Here is a 22,747-nt window from a genome sequence, read left to right as displayed (position 1 = left end):
ACTCATTAAAAAAAAGCAGTTCACATCTGAACTGCTTTTTTGCTATTCTGTTTCTTCCTTCTTTTCTTCATTTTTAACTGAAGCTGGTTCATAAGCTCGGATAATCTGAGCGACAACTGGATGGCGAACCACATCCTTGGCTGAAAAATGAACAAAGTCGATTTGGTGAATATTCTTGAGCTTTTCTTGAGCATCAATCAAACCGGACTTAACATTGCGTGGCAGGTCAATCTGACTGATATCTCCATTGACAATCATCTTCGAATTAAAGCCTAAACGAGTCAGGAACATCTTCATCTGCATGATGGTCGTATTTTGTGCCTCATCTAAAATGACAAAGGCATCATCCAAGGTCCGCCCACGCATGTAGGCAAGGGGCGCGATTTCGATAATTTCACGCTCCATGAGACGGGTCGTTTGGTCTTTCCCGAGAATCTGATACAAGGCATCGTAAACTGGTCGAAGATAAGGATCCACCTTCTCCTTGAGATCACCTGGAAGAAATCCTAGACTCTCACCTGCTTCCACTGCTGGACGAGTAAGGATAATCCGCTTGACCTGCCCACGTTTAAGGGCAGTTACTGCCAAGGTCACTGCAAGAAAGGTCTTCCCTGTCCCTGCAGGTCCGATTCCAAAGGTCACATCATGCTGTTTGACACTGTCCACATAAAGCTTTTGACCCAAGGTTTTGACACGGATCGGTTTCCCAGTATTGTCCTTGATAATTTCTTCTTCGTAAAGGGCGACAAACTTGTCAATTTCATCGTTTTTGACCATGCTAATCGCAGTCACCACATCTGGCGTGCCAACGGTCATACCCCGATTCACCAAGACCATCAATGCCTGAATAACCTGACGGGCTTCCTCACAGGCAGCCTCTTCTCCGATAACCTGCACAATCTCTGTACGAGCATGAATCACCACATCGAGTTCTTCTTCCATCAAACGAAGATGGCGCTCGTTGGATCCAAAAAGATGAAACAAGTCATCTGGATGACTTAGTTGAATGTCTATTGAATGTTCCTTCAAATAAAGAACCTCTCTAATCCGTTTATTTCTTTTTATTATAGCAAAGAGAACAATAAAATACTAGCCTCATCTCATTGTCTCTAGTGTTCTAAGTATTCTTGCCAGATGGCGTCAAAGTCTCCTAGGTTAAAAGAGAAGCTGGCATGCTCCTCCAAAAAGCGACTCACCTCATCAAAATCATCCGTGTGTTTTGGGAAGGCTGACTCCTCAAAAGCGAGGTCTGCCAAGATGGCTTTGGGGCTATTACTTTTAGGATTGCGCTCAGTCATGAGCCAAGTGTAAAATGATTTTCTCAATTCTTTCTCCTATCAAGAGTTTTTTGATGACACTTTTCTGATTCTTGAAAATTACTGGACTTAGCCTCTGAAACGTAGTGGTTTATAAAATCCGTTTTCGCATCTGTATAGGCGTCTCGATTGTGTTCAAATTGTTTCCACAAACTTAGTTTTAATTCCTGATACGCTTGGGCAATATCTGGATGCTGGCAGAGATAATCTCTAAAATAAATCTCGTCATGATCTCCCGTCATTCGCAAATGTAGATGAAAAACGTTCTCAGCAAATCCCTGCTCTGTATATCCTTTATTTAGCGAAATCCTGTTAGGACTCTCCGACATCACTAGCCAACCATTCTTCACCAATAAATCCCTGACTCTTGCTAAATCCTCTATTCTACCTACTTCTAGCAGAATATCAACGATATTTTTGGCCCAAATATTAGGGATAGCAGTGCTACCGATATGTTCTATTCTTTTAATAACATTTGCACCCAATATTTTTTTCAGACTTGTTTTTTCCGATTCATACCAGTCTTTCCACTCTGACTTATGCTCTACTAGAAAAATAGGAAAAAGTTGCCAGAGTTCCTCTAAACTCATTTCTTCAAGTTTCTTTATCATGTCTATAAGGTTTAAATCAACTCTGTCCCAAACTGATCTTGCTTGATTTTACCAGCCTTCATCAAGCCACCGAGTGCTTTCTTGAACTGACCTTTAGAAATGCCAAAGGTTGCCTTGATGTCTTCAGGAGATGACTTATCATTTAAGGTCATGAAACCGCCATTGCTTTCCAAGTAGGTCAAAATCATCTGGGCATCATTTTCCAACATTTCAAAGGAACGTGGTTTGAGGGAGAGGTTCAAGGTACGATCCACTTCACGGAAACCAATTACACGCGCATCTAACACTTGCCCCAAACGTGGCTCTGCGTAGCGCTCACTTGGGTGAATGAAACCAAGCATGTTATTCTCTGGCAGATAGACAAAGGTCCCTGATAGCTTGAGACGGTAAACAATGGCTGGCCAGTTTTGGTTCTGCATGTTGTTGTAGGCAGGACGAGCCAGACGTTGGAAGTCTTCCTGATACGCCAAAAGTCCCCAGATTCGGTCTTTCTTGTCCACTTCAAGACGGATGTAAAGTTTATCACCTTTCTTAGGCCAGAGTTCCTTGAGCTCAGGGAGGATATCGAGTGACACAACGATTTCCTTATCAGGTAGACCGGTATCGACAAAGACACCCAAGTCCTTTCGAACTTCTGTTACGGTTCCCCAACCAAATTGGTCCTGAGTCGCAGTAACTTCTTGAGTGGTCAAGCGGAGTTTTTGCTTCATATCCGTGTAGGCAAAACCTTTGACCGTATCCCCTACTGTATGTTGACCTTCTTCTTTAGCAAGAGCATAGGTCTGACCATCCTTTTGCACAAAGTAAAAACGGTCATTTTCATCGATGATGAGTCCAACGATAAAACTTGCAAGATTTGTATTCATATTTCCTTCTTTCGAATAAAACTCAGCCAGCAATGCCAACTGAGTTTTTCTGTTTATTTTTAGACTTCCAAGATTTCTTTTTCTTTATTGGCAGTCATGTCGTCGATGTGTTTCACAGCATCGTCTGTTACTTTTTGAATATCTTTTTCAAGAGTCTTCAATTCGTCTTCAGTGATTTCTTTTGCTTTTTCTTGTTTCTTAGCTTCATCCATAGCATCACGACGGATATTGCGGACAGCCACTTTAGCATTTTCACCGACCTTCTTCACTTCTTTGGCAAGGTCACGACGAGTTTCTTCTGTAAGAGCTGGGATAACCAAGCGGATCACAGAACCGTCATTAGCTGGTGTAATACCAAGATCAGAAGCGTTCAAGGCACGTTCGATGTCTTTCAATGAAGACTTGTCAAATGGTGTTACCAACAAGACACGCGCTTCTGGAATAGTAATTGAAGCGATTTGGTTAAGAGGAGTTTCAACTCCATAGTATTCTACGTGGATACGGTCTAGCAAGCTTGCGTTGGCACGACCGGCACGGATACCTCCAAATTCACGAGCAAGTGATTGGTGAGACTGGGTCATTCTCTCTTTTGCTTTTTCTACAATTGCATTAGCCATAATTTTCTTATTCCTTTTCTTCGATATTGTTTGAAACTGTTGTTCCGATATTTTCACCAAATACGACACGTTTGATGTTGCCTGGTTGGTTCATATTGAAGACAACCAAGTCAATGTCGTTGTCCATAGAGAGAGTTGAAGCTGTTGAGTCCATGATACGAAGACCTTTATTGATAACGTCACGGTGGGTCAATTCTTCAAACTTAACGGCAGTTTTGTCTTTCTTAGGATCGGCATTGTAAACACCGTCTACGCCATTTTTAGCCATAAGGATGGCATCCGCTTCGATTTCAGCTGCACGAAGGGCTGCTGTTGTATCTGTTGAGAAGTAAGGTGAACCAATACCAGCACCAAAGATAACAATACGGCCTTTTTCAAGGTGGCGAAGAGCACGTCCACGTACATAAGGTTCTGCCACTTGTTGCATGGCAATGGCTGTTTGTACACGCGTATCGACACCAACTTGTTGCAATGAATCTGCCATCACAAGAGCATTCATCACGGTCCCAAGCATTCCAGTGTAATCAGCCTGAACGCGGTCCATTCCTGCTTCTGCAGCAGGTTCTCCGCGCCAGAGATTTCCTCCACCAATAACAAGGGCAATTTCGATACCTAAGCTATGAACTTCTTGAATCTCTTTTGCGATTGTTTGAACTGTTTGGATATCAATCCCTACGCCACGTTCACCGGCAAGGGCTTCACCTGATAACTTGATTAAAATACGTTTATACTTGGGGTTCGCCATTTTTACTCTCCTTTTTTTATCCTACCTATTTTATCACAATTTCTAAGATTTTTATAGTATCATGAGCAATTCTTTGAAAAAAATTAGACCGTTAAAAATTCCTCTAAGTCGGTAAGAGCACGCTCTGCAATTTTTTCATAACGAGCCTTCTTATCACGGATACGCTCGCCTTCCAATTCCTTGATAATCCCGAAATTGACGTTCATTGGTTGGAAATGTTTGCTATCAGCGTGAGTGATGTAATGAGCCAGACTTCCAATCGCTGTGGTCTCTGGGAAGATAGCTTCACTTTCACCCTTAAAGAGACGAGCTGCGTTAATACCTGCAACCAAGCCTGAAGCTGCTGACTCAACATAGCCTTCTACACCCGTCATTTGACCAGCAAAGAAGAGGTTTGGTTGTTTCTTAGAACGGTAAGTCTGTTCAAGAAGATTTGGTGAATCCATATAAGAATTGCGATGCATGACCCCATAACGGACAAACTCAGCATTTTCAAGACCTGGAATCATTTGGAAGACACGCTTTTGTTCTCCCCATTTGAGGTGGGTTTGGAAACCAACGATATTGTAGAGGCTACCAGCCGCATTGTCCTGACGAAGCTGGACAACTGCATACGGTGTTTTGAACTCCCCGTCACGAGGGCCTGTATAATCGTCTGGATACTCCAAACCGACTGGCTTCATCGGACCATAAAGCATGGTTTTAATGCCACGCTTAGCCATGACTTCGATAGGCATACAACCTTCAAAGTACTTTTCTTTTTCAAACGAATTGAGCGGGGCTTCTTCCGCATTGATCAATGCTTCATGGAAATCCATAAATTCTTGCTTGGTCATAGGGGCATTGAGGTAGGCTGCTTCTCCCTTGTCATAACGAGACTTGAGATAGACCTTGCTCATATCGATGGTATTGACATCGATAATCGGCGCCGCCGCATCGTAGAAATAGAAACCATCACCGTCATTAAGGGCATGAATCTTTTCAGCTAGGGCATCGCTGGTTAAAGGACCAGTAGCGACAACTGTAATAACATCAGTCGGCAATTCTGTAATTTCATCACGAACCACTTCAATCAAGGGGTGATTAGCCACTTTTTCAGTCACCATTTGAGAGAAACCATCACGGTCCACCGCAAGGGCTCCACCAGCAGGAACACGTGTAGCTTCAGCAGATTCCAAGATAACAGAACCCAAGCGACGCATTTCTTCCTTGAGAAGCCCAACTGCATTGGTCAAAGCATCCCCACGTAAGGAATTGGAACAAACCAATTCAGCAAAATTGTCTGTTTTGTGCTGAGGTGTTGACTTGACCCCACGCATTTCATAAAGTTTAACTGGAATACCGCGTTCTGCGATTTGGTAAGCTGCTTCAGAACCTGCCAAACCAGCACCGATAACATTGATATAAGATTGAGACACGACACTAATACCTCTTTGGGTGGAACCTAAGTTCATATCAAAACAAGCTACTAGACTGTTTGACACCCACAAATCTTTCTAATTTTTCTTCTACTAGTATAACAAAAAAAGGGAAGATGGCAAACTTCCCTGTTTAGTCATTTTCTTGATTTTCTTCCCATTCGTGGTAGGCAGCGTAGAGTTGGCTTTTATTCCACTGGTAGAGTTTCGCAACTTCCTTAATGGCTTGATTTTTCTTCATGCCTTGCTGGATACGAGATTGGATTTCTGAAAACAAGTCCTCCTCGTCCTTTTCCTCCACATCCTGACTTGCACCTTTAACGATGAGAAGGCATTCACCCTTGAGTGGCGTTTCAGCAATACTTTCTAGTAGCTCTGAAATCTTTCCTCGTTGGTATTCTTCATAGATTTTGGTCAATTCCCTGACCAAGACTACCGAGCGGTCACCGTAGACTTCTAGCATATTTTCCAATGTATCTGATACACGGTGGGGCGATTCGTAGAAAATCTGAGTTTCTGGGTAATCTTTTTTTAAGTCGAAAAATTGCTTTTGCTGGCCTGATTTTCTCGGTAAGAAACCGTAAAAGATATGTGGTTGTGGAGCTAAACCACTGGCAATCAAAGCAGAAATCCCTGCAGAGGCACCCGGAACTGTCACTACTGCAATTTCTTCCTCAATAGCTGCCTTAACCAAATCATGACCAGGGTCCGAGATACTAGGCAGACCCGCATCGGATACCTGAGCGATACTTTGGCCTGCTTTCAAGAAACCAATCAAATCAGGAATTTTTTCCTTGGCATTGTGCTCGTGAAAACTAATCTGCTTGGTGGAAATGTCAAAATGCTTGAGCAAAAGTCCTGTATTGCGCGTGTCCTCAGCTGCAATCCAGTCCACTTCTTTCAAGGTCTGAATGGCACGAAAGGTCATGTCATCTAGATTGCCAATCGGCGTTGCCACTAGATAAAGTTTGCCATATGGAGATTGTCCCTTAAAACTTTTTTGAATCTGCATGCCTACTCCCTGTACAACAACTCGTCACAGAACATACATTCCTCGTCCTGCTCTCGGCGTTGTCCATAAAAATCATTACATACGTGAAAACCGTCCTTATAGATTCGACGGACGCTTTCACGAACATGCTTAGCCTTGACGGGAGTATCTGCTTCCACCTCGCCCAAGCGTTCGCGCAACTTACTATTTTCCAAGCGAAGAGCTGTATTTTCCTCTACCAGGCTCTTGAGATTTTTCTTGATGGCTTCCACATCGGCCAAGGTCACCAGTAACTGTTGGGAAAAATCATCCAGCGCGTCAAATAATTCTTTTTTGTCCATAAACCAGCCCTTTCCTTTCTTTATCCTTCATTGAGTTTATATTTCTTTCAAGACCAGATATTCCATAGCATTTTGAAAGCTGACATTAGCCTGCCACATTTTTCTAGCTTCTAGTAAATCTTGTAGAATCTGTCGAATCCTTGCTTGCAAGAGATCCTGCCCACAGAGGACTTCGAGGATTCGCAAGACCTGATCTTGTTTTTCCTTGTCATCTACCAAGCTGGCTAATTTCGCAACTTGCAAATAACTCTCTTTTTTCTTAGCTAATAACCAGGTCAGCAGGCGTTCGCTCTCATCCACCAAGGTCCAAAAACTAGCCTGATTGACCAACTTTTCAGCTTCAGCACGTGATTGACAAAACTGGGCTAAGAGAGTTGCTTTTTTCTTGACCAGACCTGCTTGTTCTAATTGATGGATGAGCTTTTCTTCTTGCTTTTTAAAATGGAAAATCTGGGTCCGACTACGGATTGTTGGCAAGATTTTTTCCTCATCGCTGGTCAAGAAGAAAATGTAAACTTCACTCTGGGGTTCTTCGATGACCTTGAGCAGAGAATTAGCCGCGTTAGGATGCATTTTCTCCGCCTGCTCAATAATAAAGACCTGCTGCTGACTTTCAATCCCTGCTTGAGAAAACTGACCCACCAATTCCCGAATGCGTTCTGTCTTGATGACCTGATTGACTGGCTTAATCAAGGTAACATCGGGGAATTCTTCCTGTTCAATCAGCTTACAGTTTCGGCATTTCTCACACGGCAAAACGCCTACTTTATCCCTACAAAAGAGGCTCTTAGCCAAAAACTGCGCCATTTCCAAGCTTCCAAAGAAACCTGAAAAGAGATAGGCGTGATTGAGCTGATCTTGTTCTAGGATACGGACAAAGCGGTCAAACTGGTCTGGCTGCCAAGCTTTTAGTTGTTCTTGTTTCATTTAGCCAAGCCCATTCTGTCAAACAAGACAGCCTTGGTCGTTTCCACAACTTGCTCCAAAGGAAGACTCGCATCAATCTTGACAATGCGATTTCCTTCTTTGTCCAGAAGAGAAAGGTAGCCTTGACGGACTTTCTTGTGCAAGTCCAAGCCTTCCAAGTCCAAACGATTGACCTCGCGGTCACTATTAGCAGCAATGCGAGCCAGCCCCTCTTCCACCTCGATGTCAAAATAGAGTGTCAAATCGGGTTTAAGTCCATCTGTCGCAAAGTGATTGAGCCAATCAATGGCATCAATATCCAAGCCACGGCCAAATCCCTGATAAGCAACAGAACTATCGATGAAGCGGTCCATAATGACCAACTTGCCATCTTCAAGTGCTGGAAGAACTTTTTCTACCAAATGCTGTCTGCGACTGGCGATATAGAGAAGAAGCTCTGTTTTAGGATCCATCTGCGTATGACTTGGATCCAAAATCACTTCCCTAATCTTCTCCCCGATCAAGACTCCGCCAGGTTCACGGGTCGTCAACACTTCTACTCCTTTTTCCTCTAAAATTGGGAGTAGAGTCTCTAAAACACTGGTCTTTCCTGCTCCCTCTGGTCCCTCAAAAGAGACTAAAAATCCTTTTGACATGTCTAACTCATTTCTTTTTTACTATCTTCTATTCTATCAAAAAAATAGATTTTTGTGACAATCTTTTTGCGTCTTCTCCATTCAATCGACCATAAAAGAGGCTGGGAGTCACCCAACCTCTTATTTACCTAATTCTTGTGTTCGTTTGTAGGCTTGCTGAACTGCGTCCATGACGGTACCTCTAAAGGCATGTTCTTCCAGACTTGCTACACCAGCGATAGTCGAACCACCTGGACTGCAAACTTGGTCTTTCAAGACCGCAGGATGTTGCTGACTTTCCAGAACCATTTGTCCAGCTCCAACTACTGTTTGGGCTGCCATTTTCAAAGCCGTTTCTCGTGGCAATCCTGACTGAACACCTGCATCTGCCAAAGCCTCGATAAAGAGGTAGACAAAGGCTGGCCCACAACCTGCAAGACCTGTCGCCGCATCAATTAAGTCATCCCCAAGCTCAACCAATAGACCCGCATTGGATAAAAGCTGACAAAAGAGTTCACCGTCCTCAGCAAGACAGTTTGCTGACATGGCATAACTAATCACCCCTTGACCGATAGCCACTGGAGTATTGGGCATGATGCGAATGATACGATGTTGACTTGGGATAAGACTAGCTAGTTTTTCCAAAGTCAATCCAGCTGCCATGGAAATCAAAAGAAGACTCTCTCTTTTTTCAAGGATGGTCTGATATTGAGCAAGCAGTTCAGAAAACTGCGCAGGCTTTACTCCTAGAAAAATCACATCTGCTTCTGCGAAGATTTCTTCATTGCTGGAAGCCTGACCACCAAAGTTGACAATGAAAGCATCTACTTTTGCTTGACTACGATTGGCAAGGAGAATCTGAGCACCCGTCTTGGCCTGCACAACAGCCTTAGCCAAGCTAGCTCCCATATTCCCCAAACCGATAAATCCAATCTTCATCTCTTACTCCCTTATCTGTCCGTCACCAGTAACCACATACTTGTAGCTGGTCAACTCTTTCAAGCCCATAGGCCCACGCGCATGCAGTTTCTGAGTAGAAATCCCCATCTCACATCCAAGACCAAATTGACCTCCATCAGTGAAACGCGTTGAGGCATTGACATAAACCGCTGCTGAATCCACTTGATCTGTAAAGTAGGCTGCCGCTTCAGCATTTTCCGTCACAATGGCATCCGAATGATGGGTACTGTGGGCTTCAATATGCACAACCGCTTCTTCTAAACTACTCACGACCTTAACAGCTAGGACATAGTCTAAAAACTCAGTGTCAAAGTCTTGCGCCTCAGCTGCTCGACCTGAAAGAGACTGACTTGCTTTCTCATCCAAGCGGAATTGAATTGGTTCCAGTCCAGCTTCTTTCCGACTTGTAACCAGCACTTTCTCCAAGCGAGGAAGAAAACGTGCTGCCTTGTCTTCATGAACCAGCAAGACCTCCATAGCATTGCAGACAGAAGGACGACTGGTTTTAGCATTGTTAATGATAGACAGAGCCTTGTCTTCATCGGCATCCTTATCCACATAGACATGTACAATCCCAGTTCCTGTCTCGATAACAGGCACGATAGCATTTTCAACCACAGCATTGATCAAACCAGCGCCTCCACGGGGTATGAGAAGGTCTAGATAACCCTTGGCCTTCATCATGGCATAGCTACTTTCACGGCTAGTATCTTCCACCAGTTGAATCACCTCTGGATGAATGGTAGTCGTCTCCAAGCCCTTCTTTAAAGCTGTGACAATAGCATGAGCTGTTTGATAGGCATCCTTACCACTACGAAGAACGACTGCATTCCCACTCTTGAGAGCCAAGGCAGCCGCATCCGACGTCACATTTGGACGGCTTTCATAGATAATACCGATGACCCCCATAGCCACCCGTTTCTTGGTAATAACCAAGCCATTTTCAAGATGACTTGTCTCTAGGACTTCACCAATGGGATCTGGTAAAGCAACTACTTCACGAATCCCTCTTGCCATCGCTTCTATACGTTCCGCATCCAAATAAAGACGGTCTAGCATAACATCTGAGATTTTCCCCTTGGCCGCTTCCATATCGAGGGCATTGGCCGCTAGAATCTCCTCAGTAGCAGCCACTAAGTGATCAGCCATGGCTAGCAAGGCTTGGTTTTTCACTGCTTCACCGGCAGTATTGATTGACTTTTTAACAGCCTGTACTTGTTCAAATTGTTCTTGTGTCCTTACCATCGTTCACCTCTAAAATTCTGTAAAGAGTAGCTGGATTTCAGGAGTGATGGAAATCCAGTCATCACGGTGAATCAAGACTCCTTTGGCTTTTTGAGAACGGAGCATATCTTCTAGGGCTGAGACACCAAATTGGACACGTCCCTTTCCAAGAGATTGACCTGTTTCTTTATCTGCTACTGTGACAATATCATGGTAAGAGAAGTTCCCTTCCACTTCTACCACACCTGATAAAAGGAGACTTTTTCCGTTTTTTGAAAGTGCTTCTGCAGCTCCACCATCTACCCAAATCGTTCCTTGACTTTGAGCATAGAAGGCCAGCCATTGTTTCTGGGTACGAAGTCCCTTCTCTTGCGCAACAAAGTAGGAACCATCCCTAGTTTCTTCAGCTGCCTCAATCAGTGCATCTGATTTCAAGGAAGAGCAGATATAGACTGGCACCCCTGACTCCGTTGCGATCGTAGCTGCCTTGATTTTTGTTAACATACCCCCAGTACCGTTTGATGAACCTGCTCCACCAGCCATATCAATAATCTCACGATTGATAGTCTCGATTTTCTCCAAACGTTTGGCTGTTGGATCTGAGTTGGGATTGCCAGTATAGAGACCGTCCACATCGGTCAAGAGAACTAAAAGGTCTGCTTGAACCATCGCCGCTACCTGGGCACTCAGAGTGTCATTGTCCCCGACCTTGAGCTCATCAATAACGACACTGTCATTCTCATTGATGACGGGGATTGCACCACGATGAAGCAATACAGACAAGGCCTGGTGGGCATTCTTATAGCGACGTTTGTCTACAAAATCATCCTGTGTCAGCAAGATTTGTGCAGAAACGATCTGGCGCATGAGGAGGTTGGTTGTATATTCCTCCAACAAAAGTCCCTGACCAACTGCAGCCGAAGCTTGTTTATCTGCAATCTTGGTCGGACGTTTTTTAAACCCCAAAGCTCCAAATCCAGCGGCAACTGCCCCAGATGACACTAAAATCAACTCATGTCCAGCCTCATGCAGCATAGCCAATTGCTGGGTAATTGCCTTTACTTTACTCCTTGATAAACTCCCGTCTTCATTTGTTAAGGAGGAAGTCCCTACCTTAAAGACGATTCGTTTGTACTTCATATTCTAACTCCGATTCTTCATATTTATCCATTATAACATGAATGCTTTAAAATAGAAAAGACTTGAAATGAAAAAGGTTGAGACAAGGCATCTCAACTCTTTTATCTATTCTCAATTTTACGCAATCTTTCCAGCGTTTCTTTAAAAATCTCTGGAATATCTGCTGTGAACTCCAAGGTTTCACCTGTTCTCGGATGGGTAAATCCTAGAGTTTTAGCATGGAGAAACTGTCCATGTCCTTTCAAAGTCTTACGAGGACCATAGACCTCATCCCCAGCAACTGGATGGCCAATATAAGCCATATGAACACGGATTTGGTGGGTACGTCCTGTTTCCAGTTGCAACTCCACTAAGCTATAATCTCCAAAGCGTTCCAAGACTTGAAAACGAGTCACTGCTGGCTTTCCTTTAGCAGTTACAGCCTGTTTCTTACGATCTTTTTCACTACGACCAATCGGAGCTTCAATGACACCACGATCATTGGGAAGATTGCCATGAACAATCGCCCAGTATTTGCGGAGAGACTTCTTGTCCTTGAGTTCTTGGGCAAGTGCTAAGTGGGCCTCATCATTCTTAGCAATCATAAGGAGACCAGACGTGTCCTTGTCAATACGGTGAACGATTCCTGGGCGGAGAACCCCATTGATACCTGACAGGTCCTTGATATGGTACATGAGGGCATTGACCAAGGTTCCACTGGTATGACCTGCGCTGGGATGAACCACCATCCCTTGAGGTTTGTTAACAACGGCTACATCCTCATCTTGGTAGATAATCTCGAGCGGCAGATTCTCAGCCACATACTCTAAAACCTCTGGTTCTGGCACATGGTAGGTGACGATATCCCCCTCTTGGACAGTGTATTTGGCTTTCTTGACTTGCCCATTCACCAAGACTTGTCCAGCCTTGATTTGTTCATTCGCGAGACTGCGTGACAATTCTGTTAGATCCGATAAGGCCTTGTCTAGACGTTGCCCACCTCTTTCAATTTTAATTTCCATTTACTTCCTCTTTAAGCATTGCAATCAATAGAACAATCACACCGACTGTCAAATAGCTATCAGCAACATTGAAAATCGCAAAGTTGATAAAGTCTAGGTGAAACATATCCACCACAAAACCTTGACTCATTCTGTCGATAAAGTTGCCCAGACCTCCCGCTATTATCAGGGTCAGTCCAAAAACTAACCAGAGAGAATCCTCCATGTGTTTATGTAAATACCAAATGGCACCCACCATGACGACCAGTGTAATGACAGCAAATAACCACTGCTGATCTTGCAGCATGGAGAAGGCTGCTCCTCTATTTTGCAGGTAGGTCAAACTAACGAGATTGGGGATCCACGAACGCACTTCACCCAGTGGAATCTGCTGGACAACATAATTTTTGACCAACTGATCCAGCCCAATCAAAAGCAGTACAATGACTGCTACTATTCCTCTTTTTTTCATGATTTCCTCTTTTGATCAAAATATTCTTGCATGACTTCTACGAAAAGAGTCCCAGCTTGGCTAAGCTCCACTTCTTCCCGTTTGACATAGACCATGCGATTATCTAGATTATCCTTGAGACGAATGACTGTGATTCCATTGACACTGTCACTATCTAAAAATCCTGAACCTGTCGCATAGGCATCCGTTCGCTCCAAAATACCATTCAAAGTAGCACGGTCGGTCACATTAAACATCTGGGAGCTCGCGCTGGTGTCGACAAAGTTCTCTGAATAGTAAAGGTACTCATCCTTTTCCTGAGTAAAAAGAACCGTTGGTAAATCCGCTAAATCCTCCATGACCAATTCCTCTTTCTGTGCTAAAGGATGCCCTTCACGAAGATAAATGTGAGTCTGGAAAGGAATTAGTTCAATAACTTCTAAACCAAGCTTTTCAACCCGTTGCATGATGCCCTTTTTATTTTGGTTGTTGAGGTAGATAATCCCAATCTCACTATGTCCTTGAGCCACTTCGTCTAAAATTTGAACTGTGGTAGATTCAAAAATACGAAAGTTCTTGTAGTCAGGATAACGTTCCGAAAAGGCCGTAATCGTTGGTGGCAAGAAGTCATAGTGCTGGCTGGCAATGGAAAATTCATCCTTTTCTTCCTCAGGATTGGCATATTGATTTTGAAAAACATCAAAGCCTTTGACCAATTCTTGCGCTTTCTCATAAAATTCCATACCACGACGGGTCAAAAACGTTCCCGAACTCGTCCGACGGAAAATCTTAAAACCAAGCTCTTTTTCCAAATCGCGCACAGAAATAGACAGACTTGGCTGACTAACATACATCTTTTCAGCAGCTTCACGGAAAGTACCACTATTGGCAATGGCCACAACATAGCGTAATTGTTGAATGTTCATCTTTTACCCCCAACTTCTCTATCTGTTCATTATACCATATTTTAGAAGTTTTCCACCTAGGAAAAATAATGTCGCTCACAAAATTCATCTACACTAGTAACGAAAAATTGTGGGTATCAAAACAAAAAAATAGGCTCTCCGAAAACTCGGAAAGCCTTATTTTATGCTAGTTCTAGCTTCCTCGCCTTTTCATTTTAAGGCTCGGGATAAAAAGGTTCACTGAACCTTTTTATTTTGCGATTGGGTAAACAGAAACTTGTTTTTTATCGCGACCTTTACGTTCAAAGCGTACTACGCCTTCAACTTTAGCGAACAAAGTATCGTCTCCACCACGTCCAACGTTTACACCTGGATAGATGTGTGTACCACGTTGACGGTAAAGGATTGATCCACCTGTTACAGTTTGTCCGTCAGCTGCTTTAGCTCCAAGACGTTTCGCTTGTGAATCACGTCCGTTTGATGTAGAACCTCCACCTTTTTTGTGGGCGAAAAGTTGCAAGTTGTTAAGAGTCATTTTCAACATAATGTTTTCCTCCGTGTTAGTTTTCTGTGATAACTCTGGTTTGGACGAACTCAGATGAGTTCTCCGATAAGTTTGCCATACCTAAGAAAAATGATTCGAAGAATAACTGGGTCATTTCTCTCTGGTGTGAAGGAAGATCCGCTGGTATATCAACCTTTAGATAGCCACCTTCATCTTCGTTTAATTCTAAGATTGGTTCATAGCCTGCAAATTTCTCAATGGAATTGATAAAGTTAATGGCAAGCGTAGAAACCGATGCACACACGACATCTAAGCCGTATTCGCCACTTTCGGCGTGTCCAGTAATTTCCGCACTCCTCAGCTCGCCATCTTCAGCTCTCTCAAAGACTGCTTGTATCATGTGTTCTCCTAAAAATTAAGCGTTGATCGCGTTGATGACAACTTTTGTATATGGTTGACGGTGACCTTGTTTACGGTGGCTACCTTTTTTAGGTTTGTACTTGTAAGTAACAACTTTCTTTTGTTTTCCTTGTTTTTCAACAGTTCCAACTACAGTAGCTCCAGCAACAAGTGGAGTTCCGACAACAGTGTTTTCACCACCAACAAGAACAACTTCGTTAAAAGTAACTTCTTGACCAGCTTCAACGTTCAATTTTTCAACGTAAACTGCTTGACCAACTTCAACTTTAACTTGTTTTCCGCCAGTTTTGATAATTGCGTATGTGCTCATTATGCACCTCCTATGATTTTTAGGGTTTCCCCGTATTTTTGTGAAGACTCGCCTAGCATCGTGGGACGAACCACTTTATACTCACTATGTGAGCAACGATGTTCGTGCGGTTGCACAGGATTGTGCATAGTCAACTCTTCAAGTATAGCATATCTTCTTTTTTCTTACAAGCGAAATCAATCAAAATTAAGCTTTTTCTTTCCCTTTTTTCCTCCAAGAAGCAAAAACCATACTAAGGTAAAAGATGCTCATCATCACTGGAACACCTAGAATCGTCTTTTCATGATAGAAAATCGTCAAGTAAGCTGAAAAGACAACTCCAAGAACAAAGCTGGTAAGTAGGCTAACGAAAATCAAGGCTTCACGCAGGAAGGGCGTATGCTTGGTTCGGAAATAATCCCCAAAAGCCAACATGGTTCGTTTAATATTCCCAGTCATAAAAGCATTATTATAGGCAATACCTGACACTTCTCCAAAAGCAGTTGTCACCAGACCCATACAAAAGGCCAAGGGCGGTACGAGATAGATATTGTCAACCGTTTGCGGCACAAAGCCTATAATTAGGGATAAGACTGCAAGTGGAATCAAGGACAAAATCGGCTTTTTAACAATTCGTAGTTTTTCCTTATACAATGTCAGAAAAAAGACACCCATCATAAAGAAAAGCAAGGTCATTACTTTAGCACTAGCATCCGATACATTTTGTTGAATGAGTCCTACAGAGAGAAAAACCACATTCCCTGTTTGTCCAGCCACAAGGGTGTTCCCTCGCACGATAAAGGTATAGGCATCGACATACCCTGCACAAAAAGTCAAAAAAAGCGCTAGCCTCTTAGACTGACGTGATATTTTTCTTATTGGTAATAATCTCATCTTCTCCCCCTTCTCATTTCATCTACTTATCTAAATATTGTACCACTTTCTCCAAGAAATTCGTAGCCCATTTGAAAATTTTTACCATCTGTTGGATAGTCCTTCTTTTCTATGTTATAATGAAGGAAGGATTTGAAGTCGGAAAAGGAGTATTTATGCTTAAATTAGGTGTTATCGGAACAGGCGCTATCAGCCATCATTTCATAGAAGCATCCCATGCCAGTGGAGAATACCAGCTGGTTGCTGTCTACTCTAGAAAGTTAGAAACTGCGGCAACCTTTGCTTCCCGCTATCAGGATATCCAACTCTTTGATCAATTAGGAGACTTCTTTAAGTCTTCCTTTGATGTGGTCTATATCGCCAGTCCAAACTCCTTGCATTTTGTTCAAGCAAAGGCTGCCTTGTCTGCTGGCAAGCATGTCATTCTTGAAAAACCAGCTGTCACTCAGCCACAAGAGTGGCTGGATTTGAGACAGACAGCTGAGAAAAATAATTGTTTTATCTTTGAAGCAGCACGAAACTACCACGAGGAAGCTTTTACTACTATCAAAAACTTTTTAGCAGACAAGCAAGTGTTGGGAGCAGATTTCAATTATGCCAAGTATTCTTCCAAGATGCCTGACTTATTGGCTGGACAGACGCCAAATGTCTTTTCAGATCGTTTTGCTGGTGGAGCACTTATGGACTTGGGGATTTATCCCCTCTACGCTGCCATTCGCCTCTTTGGAAAAGCTCAGGACGCGACCTATCAGGCTCAACAGCTTGACAATAGCATTGACCTAAATGGAGACGGTATCCTCTTCTACCCTGACTTTCAAGTTCATATCAAAGCTGGGAAAAACATCACTTCCAATCTTCCTTGTGAGATTTACACAGCAGATGGAACCTTGACCCTTAACACGATTGAACATGTCCGCTCAGCTATTTTTAGCGACCACCAAGGAAATCAAGTTCAACTCCCTATACAACAGGCTCCTCATACGATGACTGAGGAAGTTGCTGCATTTGCACACATGATCCAGCAACCAGACCAGACGCTCTACCAGAACTGGCTGGATGATGCAGGTTCTGTTCATGATTTACTCTATACCATGCGCCAGACTGCTGGCATTAGATTTGAGGCAGAAAAATGAAAACCAAACTACCGACTGAATGGCAGGAATTGAGTGACCAACTCGGTTTCCAAGAATTTACCCCCATTCAAACTCAACTATTTGAGCCCATTCTTGCTGGAGAAAACCTCCTAGGAGTAAGCCCAACAGGAACTGGTAAGACCCTAGCTTACCTCCTGCCAAGTCTTCTCAGACTACAAAAGAAAAAAGCCCAGCAACTCTTGATTCTAGCACCAAATACGGAACTTGCTGGACAGATTTTTGATGTATGTAAAACGTGGTCAGAGGCTATCGGCTTAACTGCTCAGCTCTTCCTATCAGGTTCAAGTCAGAAACGCCAGATTGAACGCCTTAAAAAAGGACCGGAAATTCTGATTGGAACTCCCGGCCGTATCTTTGAGTTGATTAAATTGAAAAAGATCAAGATGATGAATGTGGAAACCATCATCCTGGATGAATTTGACCAATTGCTCGATGATTCTCAGATTCACTTTGTCGAGAAAATCACCCACTACGCGCCTCGTAACCATCAACTCATCTACATGAGTGCGACGACCAAGTTTGACCAAGAAAAGATTGCGCCAAACACGCGCACCATTGATCTCTCTGACCAAAAATTGGATAACATCCAGCATTTCTACATGCAGGTAGACCAACGTCACCGAGTGGACATGCTACGAAAACTAGCACATGTAGAGGATTTCCGTGGTCTGGTCTTCTTTAACAGCTTGTCAGACCTTGGAAGTGCAGAAGAAAAACTACAGTATCGAGATGTCTTGGCTATTTCTCTTGCTAGTGATGTCAATGTCAAGTTTAGAAAAGTTATCTTAGAAAAGTTTAAGGACAAACAGCTAACCCTGCTCCTTTCAACTGACCTTCTGGCTCGCGGAATTGATATCGATAGCTTAGAATGTGTCGTAAACTTTGATATTCCTAGAGACATCGAAACTTACACTCACCGCGCTGGCCGTACAGGTCGCATGGGCAAAGAGGGCTATGTGATCACTCTCGTAACCCATCCAGAAGAGCTTAAAAAACTCAAGAAATTTGCTACAGTTCGAGAAATTGTCCTAAAAAACCAAGAACTCTATATCAAATAAGGTTGGCATTCGCCAACCTTTTTCTTATCCCCAAGTAATTTCTAATTGATAGCTGGCAAAGGGGTGCCCCTCTTGGTTTTGCAGTTGATAGGCGAGCTCAATTTTTTGCCCATCCACTTGATAACGATTCGTTTGAATGATAAACTCCTGCATGCCCATCGGAGTCGGAATATAGGCTAAACTATCACTATCCTTTAGAAAACGCATGATGGTTTTGGGACTCGAGAAACGGGTCATCACCAGTTCTTGACCATGAAACTTGAGAACCACTTTTTCCTTTTCCTCATTGTAGAAAAGCAGATAGCTATAATCTCCCTTTTCACGCACTTCCACGTCATAGAGTTGGTCTATGACTTCCAACTGTTCATCAAACTGAATCGTATTTCGCATCCGAATCTTCACATCAAATCCTCTTTCATGTCTCTTGTCCTACTATTTTACCAAAAAGAGCAGGATTTTGCTATAATGGTCATATGAACGAAAAAGTATTCCGTGACCCAGTTCACAACTATATCCATGTAAATAATCAGGTCATCTATGACTTGATCAATACAAAAGAATTTCAACGTCTGCGCCGTATCAAACAGCTAGGAACTTCCAGCTATACCTTCCATGGTGGGGAGCACAGTCGCTTTTCCCACTGTTTGGGGGTCTATGAGATTGCTCGTCGTATCACGGAGATTTTTGAAGAAAAATATCCTAAAGAATGGGACCCTGCTGAGTCTCTCTTGACCATGACCGCTGCGCTCCTTCATGACCTTGGGCATGGGGCCTACTCGCATACTTTTGAACATCTCTTTGATACAGATCATGAGGCCATTACCCAGGAAATCATCCAAAGTCCTGAGACAGAGATTCACCAAGTCCTGCTTCAAGTAGCACCCGATTTTCCGGAGAAGGTAGCCAGTGTCATTGACCATACCTATCCTAACAAGCAGGTGGTGCAACTCATTTCCAGTCAGATCGATGCAGACCGCATGGACTATCTCTTGCGCGACTCCTATTTTACAGGAGCATCTTATGGGGAATTTGACCTGACTCGTATCCTCCGAGTGATTCGTCCTATCGCAAATGGAATCGCATTTCAGCGCAATGGTATGCATGCCATCGAAGACTACGTTCTCAGTCGCTACCAGATGTACATGCAGGTTTATTTCCACCCAGCAACACGCGCCATGGAAGTTCTCCTACAGAATCTCCTCAAGCGCGCCAAAGAACTCTATCCTGGGGACAAAGACTTCTTTGCACGAACTTCCCAACACCTCCTACCTTTCTTTGAAAAAAATGTGACCTTGTCTGACTATCTGTCTCTGGATGATGGCGTGATGAATACTTACTTCCAGCTCTGGATGACCAGTCCTGACAAGATACTAGCCGACTTGTCGCAACGTTTTGTCAACCGCAAGGTCTTTAAATCCATTACTTTTTCTCAAGAAGATCAAGACCAACTCGCAACCATGAGACAACTGGTTGAAGAAATCGGTTTTGATCCAGACTACTATACAGCCATTCATAAGAACTTTGACCTCCCTTATGATATCTATCGTCCCGAATCTGAAAATCCACGGACACAGATTGAGATTCTACAGAAAAATGGAGAACTAGCAGAACTCTCTAGCCTGTCTCCCATCGTCCAATCCCTTGCTGGCAGTCGCCACGGAGATAATCGTTTCTATTTCCCAAAAGAAATGTTAGATCAAAACAGTATCTTCGCAAGCATTACCCAGCAATTTTTACACTTGATTGAGAACGATCATTTTACCCCAAATAAGAACTAGAAAAGGAAATATATGAGTATTAAACTAATCGCCGTCGATATCGATGGTACCCTGGTTAACAGTAAAAAGGAAATCACTCCGGAAGTCTTTTCTGCCATCCAAGATGCCAAAGAAGCTGGCGTCAAGGTCGTCATTGCAACAGGTCGTCCTATCGCAGGTGTTGCCAAACTTCTGGACGACTTGCAGTTGAGAGACGAGGGTGACTATGTGGTAACCTTCAACGGTGCCCTTGTCCAAGAAACTGCTACTGGCCATGAGATTATCAGCGAATCCTTGGCCTATGAGAATTATCTGGATATGGAATTTCTCAGTCGTAAGCTCGGTGTCCACATGCACGCTATTACCAAGGACGGTATCTATACTGCCAATCGCAATATCGGAAAGTACACGGTGCACGAATCAACCCTCGTCAGCATGCCCATCTTTTACCGCACTCCTGAAGAAATGGCTGGCAAGGAAATCGTCAAATGTATGTTTATCGATGAACCAGAGATTCTCGATGCTGCGATTGAAAAGATTCCAGCCGAATTTTACGAGCGCTACTCCATCAACAAATCAGCTCCTTTCTACCTCGAACTCCTTAAAAAGAATGTAGACAAGGGTTCAGCTATTACCCACCTAGCTGAAAAACTCGGATTGACCAAAGATGAAACCATGGCGATTGGTGACGAAGAAAATGACCGTGCCATGCTCGAGGTCGTTGGCAACCCCGTTGTTATGGAAAATGGAAATCCAGAACTCAAAAAAATCGCCAAATACATCACCAAAACGAATGACGAATCTGGCGTAGCCCATGCTATTCGTAAGTGGGTATTGTAGCAAAAGGTAAGAATAGACGAAAACCGCTCAGCAGAGCGGTTTTTGATATAAGTTAGACAATTGCTAATATTATCTAAATATACAGTTACTTAAATCTTGAGAGTACAAAAACCTCAAATTCGTTAATTTTGATTTTTGTTCCCTCAAAAACATTATAGAGCCTTAAAGCTCACTCGTCAATACAATTATTTCAACTAAGATTATTTGATAATGCTATTTCATTCAACGTTCCTTTCTAAATTCGTCCAAGCTGACTTCCGTTAGGTGCTTTTTTGTTACCTTAATTCATCTACGCTGATTTCCAACTCATCAACAATTTTCTTAACCGTGTCAAAATATAAAGCTTTCACCTCTCCATCTCTTAAACGATAGATTCCAGCAGGTTCGATACATGCTTTTAAGCAAAGTTTATAAACTGTCCAATTTCGTTCTGAAAGTTTTTCAGATATTTTTTCCCAAAGCATAGCCTTTTTCTCCTTATATATCTTTATTTTTTTACTTTTTATGCCCATATATGCAATTGCACTATATATTGTGTTTTTTTGAATTTCTTCCTGTTGTTTACACAATATATTGACAAAAATTGTTTTTTAGCATATAATATATCTTGACTAAGACCTCTCACCGTTTTAGTCAAAATTTCAACAGAAAGGAGTAGTCTTATGTCAAAGACTCCTATAAAACCTGGAACAGATAATCAGAAGCCTGGTTACTATGTAGAGGTAGGACCTCGAGGTGGAAAAGTCACTAATGGTCATACCGCAACTATCGGAAAAGGTGATCGGCTCCCTCCGACATCAGCTAAAGGCAATGGCTGGAAAAAAGTCTAGTCTTCGTTTGCGTACAATCGTTCAATGGTTGTACGCTTTTTCCATAGACAAAAGCACATTCCAAAAATATTGATTTGAATCCATGCTTCAGCGTAATCTTTCCCATCGCTTGCGTAATGAGTTATGTAATGATGTATCATATCTATTCCTTCTTAAATTTGGTATAATAAAGATAATAAAACGATTGGAGAAATCTTATGGATTCTAATAAGCTATTCTGCTTGTTTTGCGGTTATTCAGTCCCAAACCACTACGATACATTCCGAGAAGAAGAACACTACTTTCAGATTCGACGTCCACATATTAAGGTTGAGGAAAATTTAAGCGACAAAATAGCAATACAAACAATGAATTGTCCAAACTGTCATAAAGTTTCAATCGATATCGTGGGCGTAGGAAGTCAATTCCCGAATCGAATTATGCACTTCAATCCAATTTCTCTCGCTAAAGCCTATCCAGATTACATCCCGCAAACAATCAGAAATGATTATGAAGAAGCTCACGCTATCTTAAATCTCAGCCCCAAATCCTCCGCAACCCTCTCTAGACGTTGTTTACAAGGAATGATTAGGGATTTTTGGGGAATTTCGAAAGCAAGATTAGTAGATGAGATAGACGCTTTAAAAGATCTTGTTGATCCAAGTACTAAAAAGGTACTTGATGCCCTACGAAAACTTGGAAACATTGGAGCTCATCCAGAAAAAGATGTAAATCTTATAGTAGATATTGAACCCAATGAGGCTCACATGCTGCTGAAATTTATAGAATTACTTATGCAAAAATGGTATATCGAACGCCATGACAACGAGCAATTACTACAAGATATTTTGGATTTGGACAAAGATAAACAAAATCAACGCAAATCTAAAAATTCTTGATAATGTTGAGAGTAAG

At 42.7% G+C, this 22,747-nt stretch carries 29 protein-coding genes, 1 pseudogene and 1 other annotated feature; of the genes and pseudogenes, 7 read left to right on the top strand and 23 right to left on the bottom strand.

The features are described from left to right. Window positions 1-42 precede the first annotated feature (42 nt). The 17 genes from BWR56_RS03605 to BWR56_RS03525 all read right to left on the bottom strand — a co-directional run bounded on the left by BWR56_RS03605 (window position 43) and on the right by BWR56_RS03525 (window position 14,127). Window positions 43-1,029, bottom strand: coding sequence for a PhoH family protein (locus BWR56_RS03605; protein ID WP_076984477.1), 987 nt, complete (start codon window positions 1,027-1,029; stop codon window positions 43-45). An 80-nt stretch (window positions 1,030-1,109) separates the two neighbouring features. Beyond that, entirely contained in the window at window positions 1,110-1,325 is a 216-nt protein-coding gene (locus BWR56_RS03600; RefSeq protein WP_001232084.1) for a YozE family protein, read from the bottom strand. Further along, entirely contained in the window at window positions 1,322-1,927 is a 606-nt protein-coding gene (locus BWR56_RS03595; RefSeq protein ID WP_042902395.1) for a GrpB family protein, read from the bottom strand. Before BWR56_RS03595 ends, BWR56_RS03600 begins: the two co-directional genes overlap by 4 nt. Window positions 1,928-1,938: 11 nt before the next feature. Next, the gene (gene cvfB / locus BWR56_RS03590) at window positions 1,939-2,793 is read right to left on the bottom strand and encodes an RNA-binding virulence regulatory protein CvfB (RefSeq protein ID WP_009730017.1); all 855 of its coding nucleotides are present in this window, start codon (window positions 2,791-2,793) and stop codon (window positions 1,939-1,941) included. Between the two features lie 59 nt (window positions 2,794-2,852). Continuing rightward, window positions 2,853-3,410, bottom strand: coding sequence for a ribosome recycling factor (gene frr, locus BWR56_RS03585; protein WP_001262235.1), 558 nt, complete (start codon window positions 3,408-3,410; stop codon window positions 2,853-2,855). Window positions 3,411-3,417: 7 nt separating this feature from the next. Continuing rightward, on the bottom strand, window positions 3,418-4,155 hold the full coding sequence (pyrH, locus tag BWR56_RS03580) for a UMP kinase (RefSeq protein ID WP_000002996.1): 738 nt from the start codon (window positions 4,153-4,155) through the stop codon (window positions 3,418-3,420). Between the two features lie 83 nt (window positions 4,156-4,238). Next, entirely contained in the window at window positions 4,239-5,573 is a 1,335-nt protein-coding gene (trmFO, locus tag BWR56_RS03575; protein ID WP_000083706.1) for a methylenetetrahydrofolate--tRNA-(uracil(54)-C(5))-methyltransferase (FADH(2)-oxidizing) TrmFO, read from the bottom strand. Window positions 5,574-5,706: 133 nt separating this feature from the next. After that, on the bottom strand, window positions 5,707-6,585 hold the full coding sequence (gene rsmI, locus BWR56_RS03570) for a 16S rRNA (cytidine(1402)-2'-O)-methyltransferase (protein WP_001166866.1): 879 nt from the start codon (window positions 6,583-6,585) through the stop codon (window positions 5,707-5,709). Window positions 6,586-6,587: 2 nt separating this feature from the next. Next, complete coding sequence (yabA, locus tag BWR56_RS03565) at window positions 6,588-6,905, bottom strand: DNA replication initiation control protein YabA (protein WP_000358229.1); 318 nt, start codon at window positions 6,903-6,905, stop codon at window positions 6,588-6,590. A gap of 36 nt (window positions 6,906-6,941) precedes the next feature. Next, on the bottom strand, window positions 6,942-7,832 hold the full coding sequence (locus BWR56_RS03560) for a DNA polymerase III subunit delta' (protein ID WP_076984476.1): 891 nt from the start codon (window positions 7,830-7,832) through the stop codon (window positions 6,942-6,944). Further along, complete coding sequence (gene tmk, locus BWR56_RS03555; protein ID WP_076984475.1) at window positions 7,829-8,467, bottom strand: dTMP kinase; 639 nt, start codon at window positions 8,465-8,467, stop codon at window positions 7,829-7,831. The genes BWR56_RS03560 and tmk overlap by 4 nt, the downstream gene beginning before the upstream one ends. Window positions 8,468-8,587: 120 nt before the next feature. Next, window positions 8,588-9,385 (bottom strand): pyrroline-5-carboxylate reductase, encoded by a 798-nt coding sequence (proC, locus tag BWR56_RS03550; RefSeq protein ID WP_076984474.1) that lies wholly within the window; start codon window positions 9,383-9,385, stop codon window positions 8,588-8,590. 3 nt (window positions 9,386-9,388) lie between these two features. Continuing rightward, complete coding sequence (locus tag BWR56_RS03545; protein ID WP_076984473.1) at window positions 9,389-10,651, bottom strand: glutamate-5-semialdehyde dehydrogenase; 1,263 nt, start codon at window positions 10,649-10,651, stop codon at window positions 9,389-9,391. Window positions 10,652-10,660: 9 nt separating this feature from the next. Continuing rightward, window positions 10,661-11,770 (bottom strand): glutamate 5-kinase, encoded by a 1,110-nt coding sequence (proB, locus tag BWR56_RS03540; RefSeq protein ID WP_076984472.1) that lies wholly within the window; start codon window positions 11,768-11,770, stop codon window positions 10,661-10,663. Between the two features lie 101 nt (window positions 11,771-11,871). Further along, window positions 11,872-12,771: an RluA family pseudouridine synthase gene (locus tag BWR56_RS03535; protein ID WP_076984471.1), complete on the bottom strand. Its 900-nt coding sequence runs from the start codon at window positions 12,769-12,771 to the stop codon at window positions 11,872-11,874. Beyond that, window positions 12,761-13,222 carry a signal peptidase II gene (gene lspA / locus BWR56_RS03530; protein ID WP_076984470.1) on the bottom strand — a complete coding sequence of 154 codons (462 nt, stop codon included), beginning with the start codon at window positions 13,220-13,222 and terminating at the stop codon, window positions 12,761-12,763. The genes BWR56_RS03535 and lspA overlap by 11 nt, the downstream gene beginning before the upstream one ends. Continuing rightward, window positions 13,219-14,127: a LysR family transcriptional regulator gene (locus tag BWR56_RS03525; RefSeq protein ID WP_076984469.1), complete on the bottom strand. Its 909-nt coding sequence runs from the start codon at window positions 14,125-14,127 to the stop codon at window positions 13,219-13,221. The genes lspA and BWR56_RS03525 overlap by 4 nt, the downstream gene beginning before the upstream one ends. On the opposite strand from BWR56_RS03525, the pseudogene BWR56_RS09985 reads away from it, so the two are divergent. After that, window positions 14,120-14,191, top strand: a pseudogene (locus BWR56_RS09985) (AraC family transcriptional regulator); the annotation flags it as partial. The gene BWR56_RS03525 and the pseudogene BWR56_RS09985 overlap by 8 nt on opposite strands. Before the next feature lie 165 nt (window positions 14,192-14,356). Here BWR56_RS09985 and rpmA read toward each other — a convergent pair. The 4 genes from rpmA to BWR56_RS03505 all read right to left on the bottom strand — a co-directional run bounded on the left by rpmA (window position 14,357) and on the right by BWR56_RS03505 (window position 16,214). Next, the gene (gene rpmA, locus BWR56_RS03520) at window positions 14,357-14,650 is read right to left on the bottom strand and encodes a 50S ribosomal protein L27 (RefSeq protein WP_000916509.1); all 294 of its coding nucleotides are present in this window, start codon (window positions 14,648-14,650) and stop codon (window positions 14,357-14,359) included. 16 nt (window positions 14,651-14,666) lie between these two features. Then, the gene (locus tag BWR56_RS03515; RefSeq protein WP_000613696.1) at window positions 14,667-15,011 is read right to left on the bottom strand and encodes a ribosomal-processing cysteine protease Prp; all 345 of its coding nucleotides are present in this window, start codon (window positions 15,009-15,011) and stop codon (window positions 14,667-14,669) included. Between the two features lie 15 nt (window positions 15,012-15,026). Next, complete coding sequence (gene rplU / locus BWR56_RS03510) at window positions 15,027-15,341, bottom strand: 50S ribosomal protein L21 (RefSeq protein ID WP_000109141.1); 315 nt, start codon at window positions 15,339-15,341, stop codon at window positions 15,027-15,029. Between the two features lie 34 nt (window positions 15,342-15,375). Next, window positions 15,376-15,463, bottom strand: a sequence feature (ribosomal protein L21 leader region). A 64-nt stretch (window positions 15,464-15,527) separates the two neighbouring features. Further along, a complete protein-coding gene (locus tag BWR56_RS03505; protein ID WP_076984468.1) occupies window positions 15,528-16,214 on the bottom strand; it encodes a YoaK family protein in 687 nt (228 codons plus the stop codon). A 155-nt stretch (window positions 16,215-16,369) separates the two neighbouring features. Between BWR56_RS03505 and BWR56_RS03500 the strand changes: the two genes are divergently transcribed. Further along, window positions 16,370-17,347 carry a Gfo/Idh/MocA family protein gene (locus BWR56_RS03500; RefSeq protein WP_076984467.1) on the top strand — a complete coding sequence of 326 codons (978 nt, stop codon included), beginning with the start codon at window positions 16,370-16,372 and terminating at the stop codon, window positions 17,345-17,347. Beyond that, window positions 17,344-18,426 (top strand): DEAD/DEAH box helicase, encoded by a 1,083-nt coding sequence (locus BWR56_RS03495; RefSeq protein WP_076984466.1) that lies wholly within the window; start codon window positions 17,344-17,346, stop codon window positions 18,424-18,426. Before BWR56_RS03500 ends, BWR56_RS03495 begins: the two co-directional genes overlap by 4 nt. A 24-nt stretch (window positions 18,427-18,450) precedes the next feature. Here the strand turns inward: BWR56_RS03495 and BWR56_RS03490 are convergent, their stop codons facing one another. After that, a complete protein-coding gene (locus BWR56_RS03490; protein WP_076984465.1) occupies window positions 18,451-18,828 on the bottom strand; it encodes a YwiB family protein in 378 nt (125 codons plus the stop codon). 71 nt (window positions 18,829-18,899) lie between these two features. On the opposite strand from BWR56_RS03490, the gene BWR56_RS03485 reads away from it, so the two are divergent. After that, complete coding sequence (locus tag BWR56_RS03485) at window positions 18,900-20,204, top strand: HD domain-containing protein (RefSeq protein ID WP_076984464.1); 1,305 nt, start codon at window positions 18,900-18,902, stop codon at window positions 20,202-20,204. Window positions 20,205-20,216: 12 nt separating this feature from the next. Continuing rightward, on the top strand, window positions 20,217-21,023 hold the full coding sequence (gene yidA, locus BWR56_RS03480) for a sugar-phosphatase (protein WP_076984463.1): 807 nt from the start codon (window positions 20,217-20,219) through the stop codon (window positions 21,021-21,023). A 275-nt stretch (window positions 21,024-21,298) separates the two neighbouring features. Here the strand turns inward: yidA and BWR56_RS03475 are convergent, their stop codons facing one another. After that, window positions 21,299-21,487 carry a helix-turn-helix domain-containing protein gene (locus BWR56_RS03475; protein ID WP_049506005.1) on the bottom strand — a complete coding sequence of 63 codons (189 nt, stop codon included), beginning with the start codon at window positions 21,485-21,487 and terminating at the stop codon, window positions 21,299-21,301. 198 nt (window positions 21,488-21,685) lie between these two features. Here BWR56_RS03475 and BWR56_RS03470 point away from each other — a divergent pair, with 198 nt between their 5' ends. Both BWR56_RS03470 and BWR56_RS03465 read left to right on the top strand, forming a co-directional pair. After that, complete coding sequence (locus BWR56_RS03470; protein ID WP_009729999.1) at window positions 21,686-21,853, top strand: YjzC family protein; 168 nt, start codon at window positions 21,686-21,688, stop codon at window positions 21,851-21,853. 197 nt (window positions 21,854-22,050) lie between these two features. Next, on the top strand, window positions 22,051-22,731 hold the full coding sequence (locus BWR56_RS03465) for a DUF4145 domain-containing protein (RefSeq protein WP_049506006.1): 681 nt from the start codon (window positions 22,051-22,053) through the stop codon (window positions 22,729-22,731). Window positions 22,732-22,747 lie beyond the last annotated feature (16 nt).

Source organism: Streptococcus oralis (assembly GCF_001983955.1).
GTDB lineage: Bacteria > Bacillota > Bacilli > Lactobacillales > Streptococcaceae > Streptococcus > Streptococcus jiangnanensis.
This window is presented reverse-complemented; position numbering and strand designations above follow the sequence as displayed.

Bases quoted from the DNA above. Each gene is read 5' to 3' on its own strand.
- rplU (WP_000109141.1), bottom strand. From the start codon at position 15,341: ATGAGCACATACGCAATTATCAAAACTGGCGGAAAACAAGTTAAAGTT.
- BWR56_RS03465 (WP_049506006.1), top strand. From the start codon at position 22,051: ATGGATTCTAATAAGCTATTCTGCTTGTTTTGCGGTTATTCAGTCCCA.
- BWR56_RS03495 (WP_076984466.1), top strand. From the start codon at position 17,344: ATGAAAACCAAACTACCGACTGAATGGCAGGAATTGAGTGACCAACTC.
- lspA (WP_076984470.1), bottom strand. From the start codon at position 13,222: ATGAAAAAAAGAGGAATAGTAGCAGTCATTGTACTGCTTTTGATTGGG.
- BWR56_RS03535 (WP_076984471.1), bottom strand. From the start codon at position 12,771: ATGGAAATTAAAATTGAAAGAGGTGGGCAACGTCTAGACAAGGCCTTA.
- frr (WP_001262235.1), bottom strand. From the start codon at position 3,410: ATGGCTAATGCAATTGTAGAAAAAGCAAAAGAGAGAATGACCCAGTCT.
- pyrH (WP_000002996.1), bottom strand. From the start codon at position 4,155: ATGGCGAACCCCAAGTATAAACGTATTTTAATCAAGTTATCAGGTGAA.
- BWR56_RS03560 (WP_076984476.1), bottom strand. From the start codon at position 7,832: ATGAAACAAGAACAACTAAAAGCTTGGCAGCCAGACCAGTTTGACCGC.
- BWR56_RS03475 (WP_049506005.1), bottom strand. From the start codon at position 21,487: ATGCTTTGGGAAAAAATATCTGAAAAACTTTCAGAACGAAATTGGACA.
- cvfB (WP_009730017.1), bottom strand. From the start codon at position 2,793: ATGAATACAAATCTTGCAAGTTTTATCGTTGGACTCATCATCGATGAA.
- BWR56_RS03595 (WP_042902395.1), bottom strand. From the start codon at position 1,927: ATGATAAAGAAACTTGAAGAAATGAGTTTAGAGGAACTCTGGCAACTT.
- BWR56_RS03485 (WP_076984464.1), top strand. From the start codon at position 18,900: ATGAACGAAAAAGTATTCCGTGACCCAGTTCACAACTATATCCATGTA.
- BWR56_RS03525 (WP_076984469.1), bottom strand. From the start codon at position 14,127: ATGAACATTCAACAATTACGCTATGTTGTGGCCATTGCCAATAGTGGT.
- BWR56_RS03515 (WP_000613696.1), bottom strand. From the start codon at position 15,011: ATGATACAAGCAGTCTTTGAGAGAGCTGAAGATGGCGAGCTGAGGAGT.
- tmk (WP_076984475.1), bottom strand. From the start codon at position 8,467: ATGTCAAAAGGATTTTTAGTCTCTTTTGAGGGACCAGAGGGAGCAGGA.
- yabA (WP_000358229.1), bottom strand. From the start codon at position 6,905: ATGGACAAAAAAGAATTATTTGACGCGCTGGATGATTTTTCCCAACAG.
- BWR56_RS03545 (WP_076984473.1), bottom strand. From the start codon at position 10,651: ATGGTAAGGACACAAGAACAATTTGAACAAGTACAGGCTGTTAAAAAG.
- BWR56_RS03500 (WP_076984467.1), top strand. From the start codon at position 16,370: ATGCTTAAATTAGGTGTTATCGGAACAGGCGCTATCAGCCATCATTTC.
- proB (WP_076984472.1), bottom strand. From the start codon at position 11,770: ATGAAGTACAAACGAATCGTCTTTAAGGTAGGGACTTCCTCCTTAACA.
- BWR56_RS03505 (WP_076984468.1), bottom strand. From the start codon at position 16,214: ATGAGATTATTACCAATAAGAAAAATATCACGTCAGTCTAAGAGGCTA.
- proC (WP_076984474.1), bottom strand. From the start codon at position 9,385: ATGAAGATTGGATTTATCGGTTTGGGGAATATGGGAGCTAGCTTGGCT.
- rsmI (WP_001166866.1), bottom strand. From the start codon at position 6,585: ATGCAGATTCAAAAAAGTTTTAAGGGACAATCTCCATATGGCAAACTT.
- rpmA (WP_000916509.1), bottom strand. From the start codon at position 14,650: ATGTTGAAAATGACTCTTAACAACTTGCAACTTTTCGCCCACAAAAAA.
- BWR56_RS03470 (WP_009729999.1), top strand. From the start codon at position 21,686: ATGTCAAAGACTCCTATAAAACCTGGAACAGATAATCAGAAGCCTGGT.
- yidA (WP_076984463.1), top strand. From the start codon at position 20,217: ATGAGTATTAAACTAATCGCCGTCGATATCGATGGTACCCTGGTTAAC.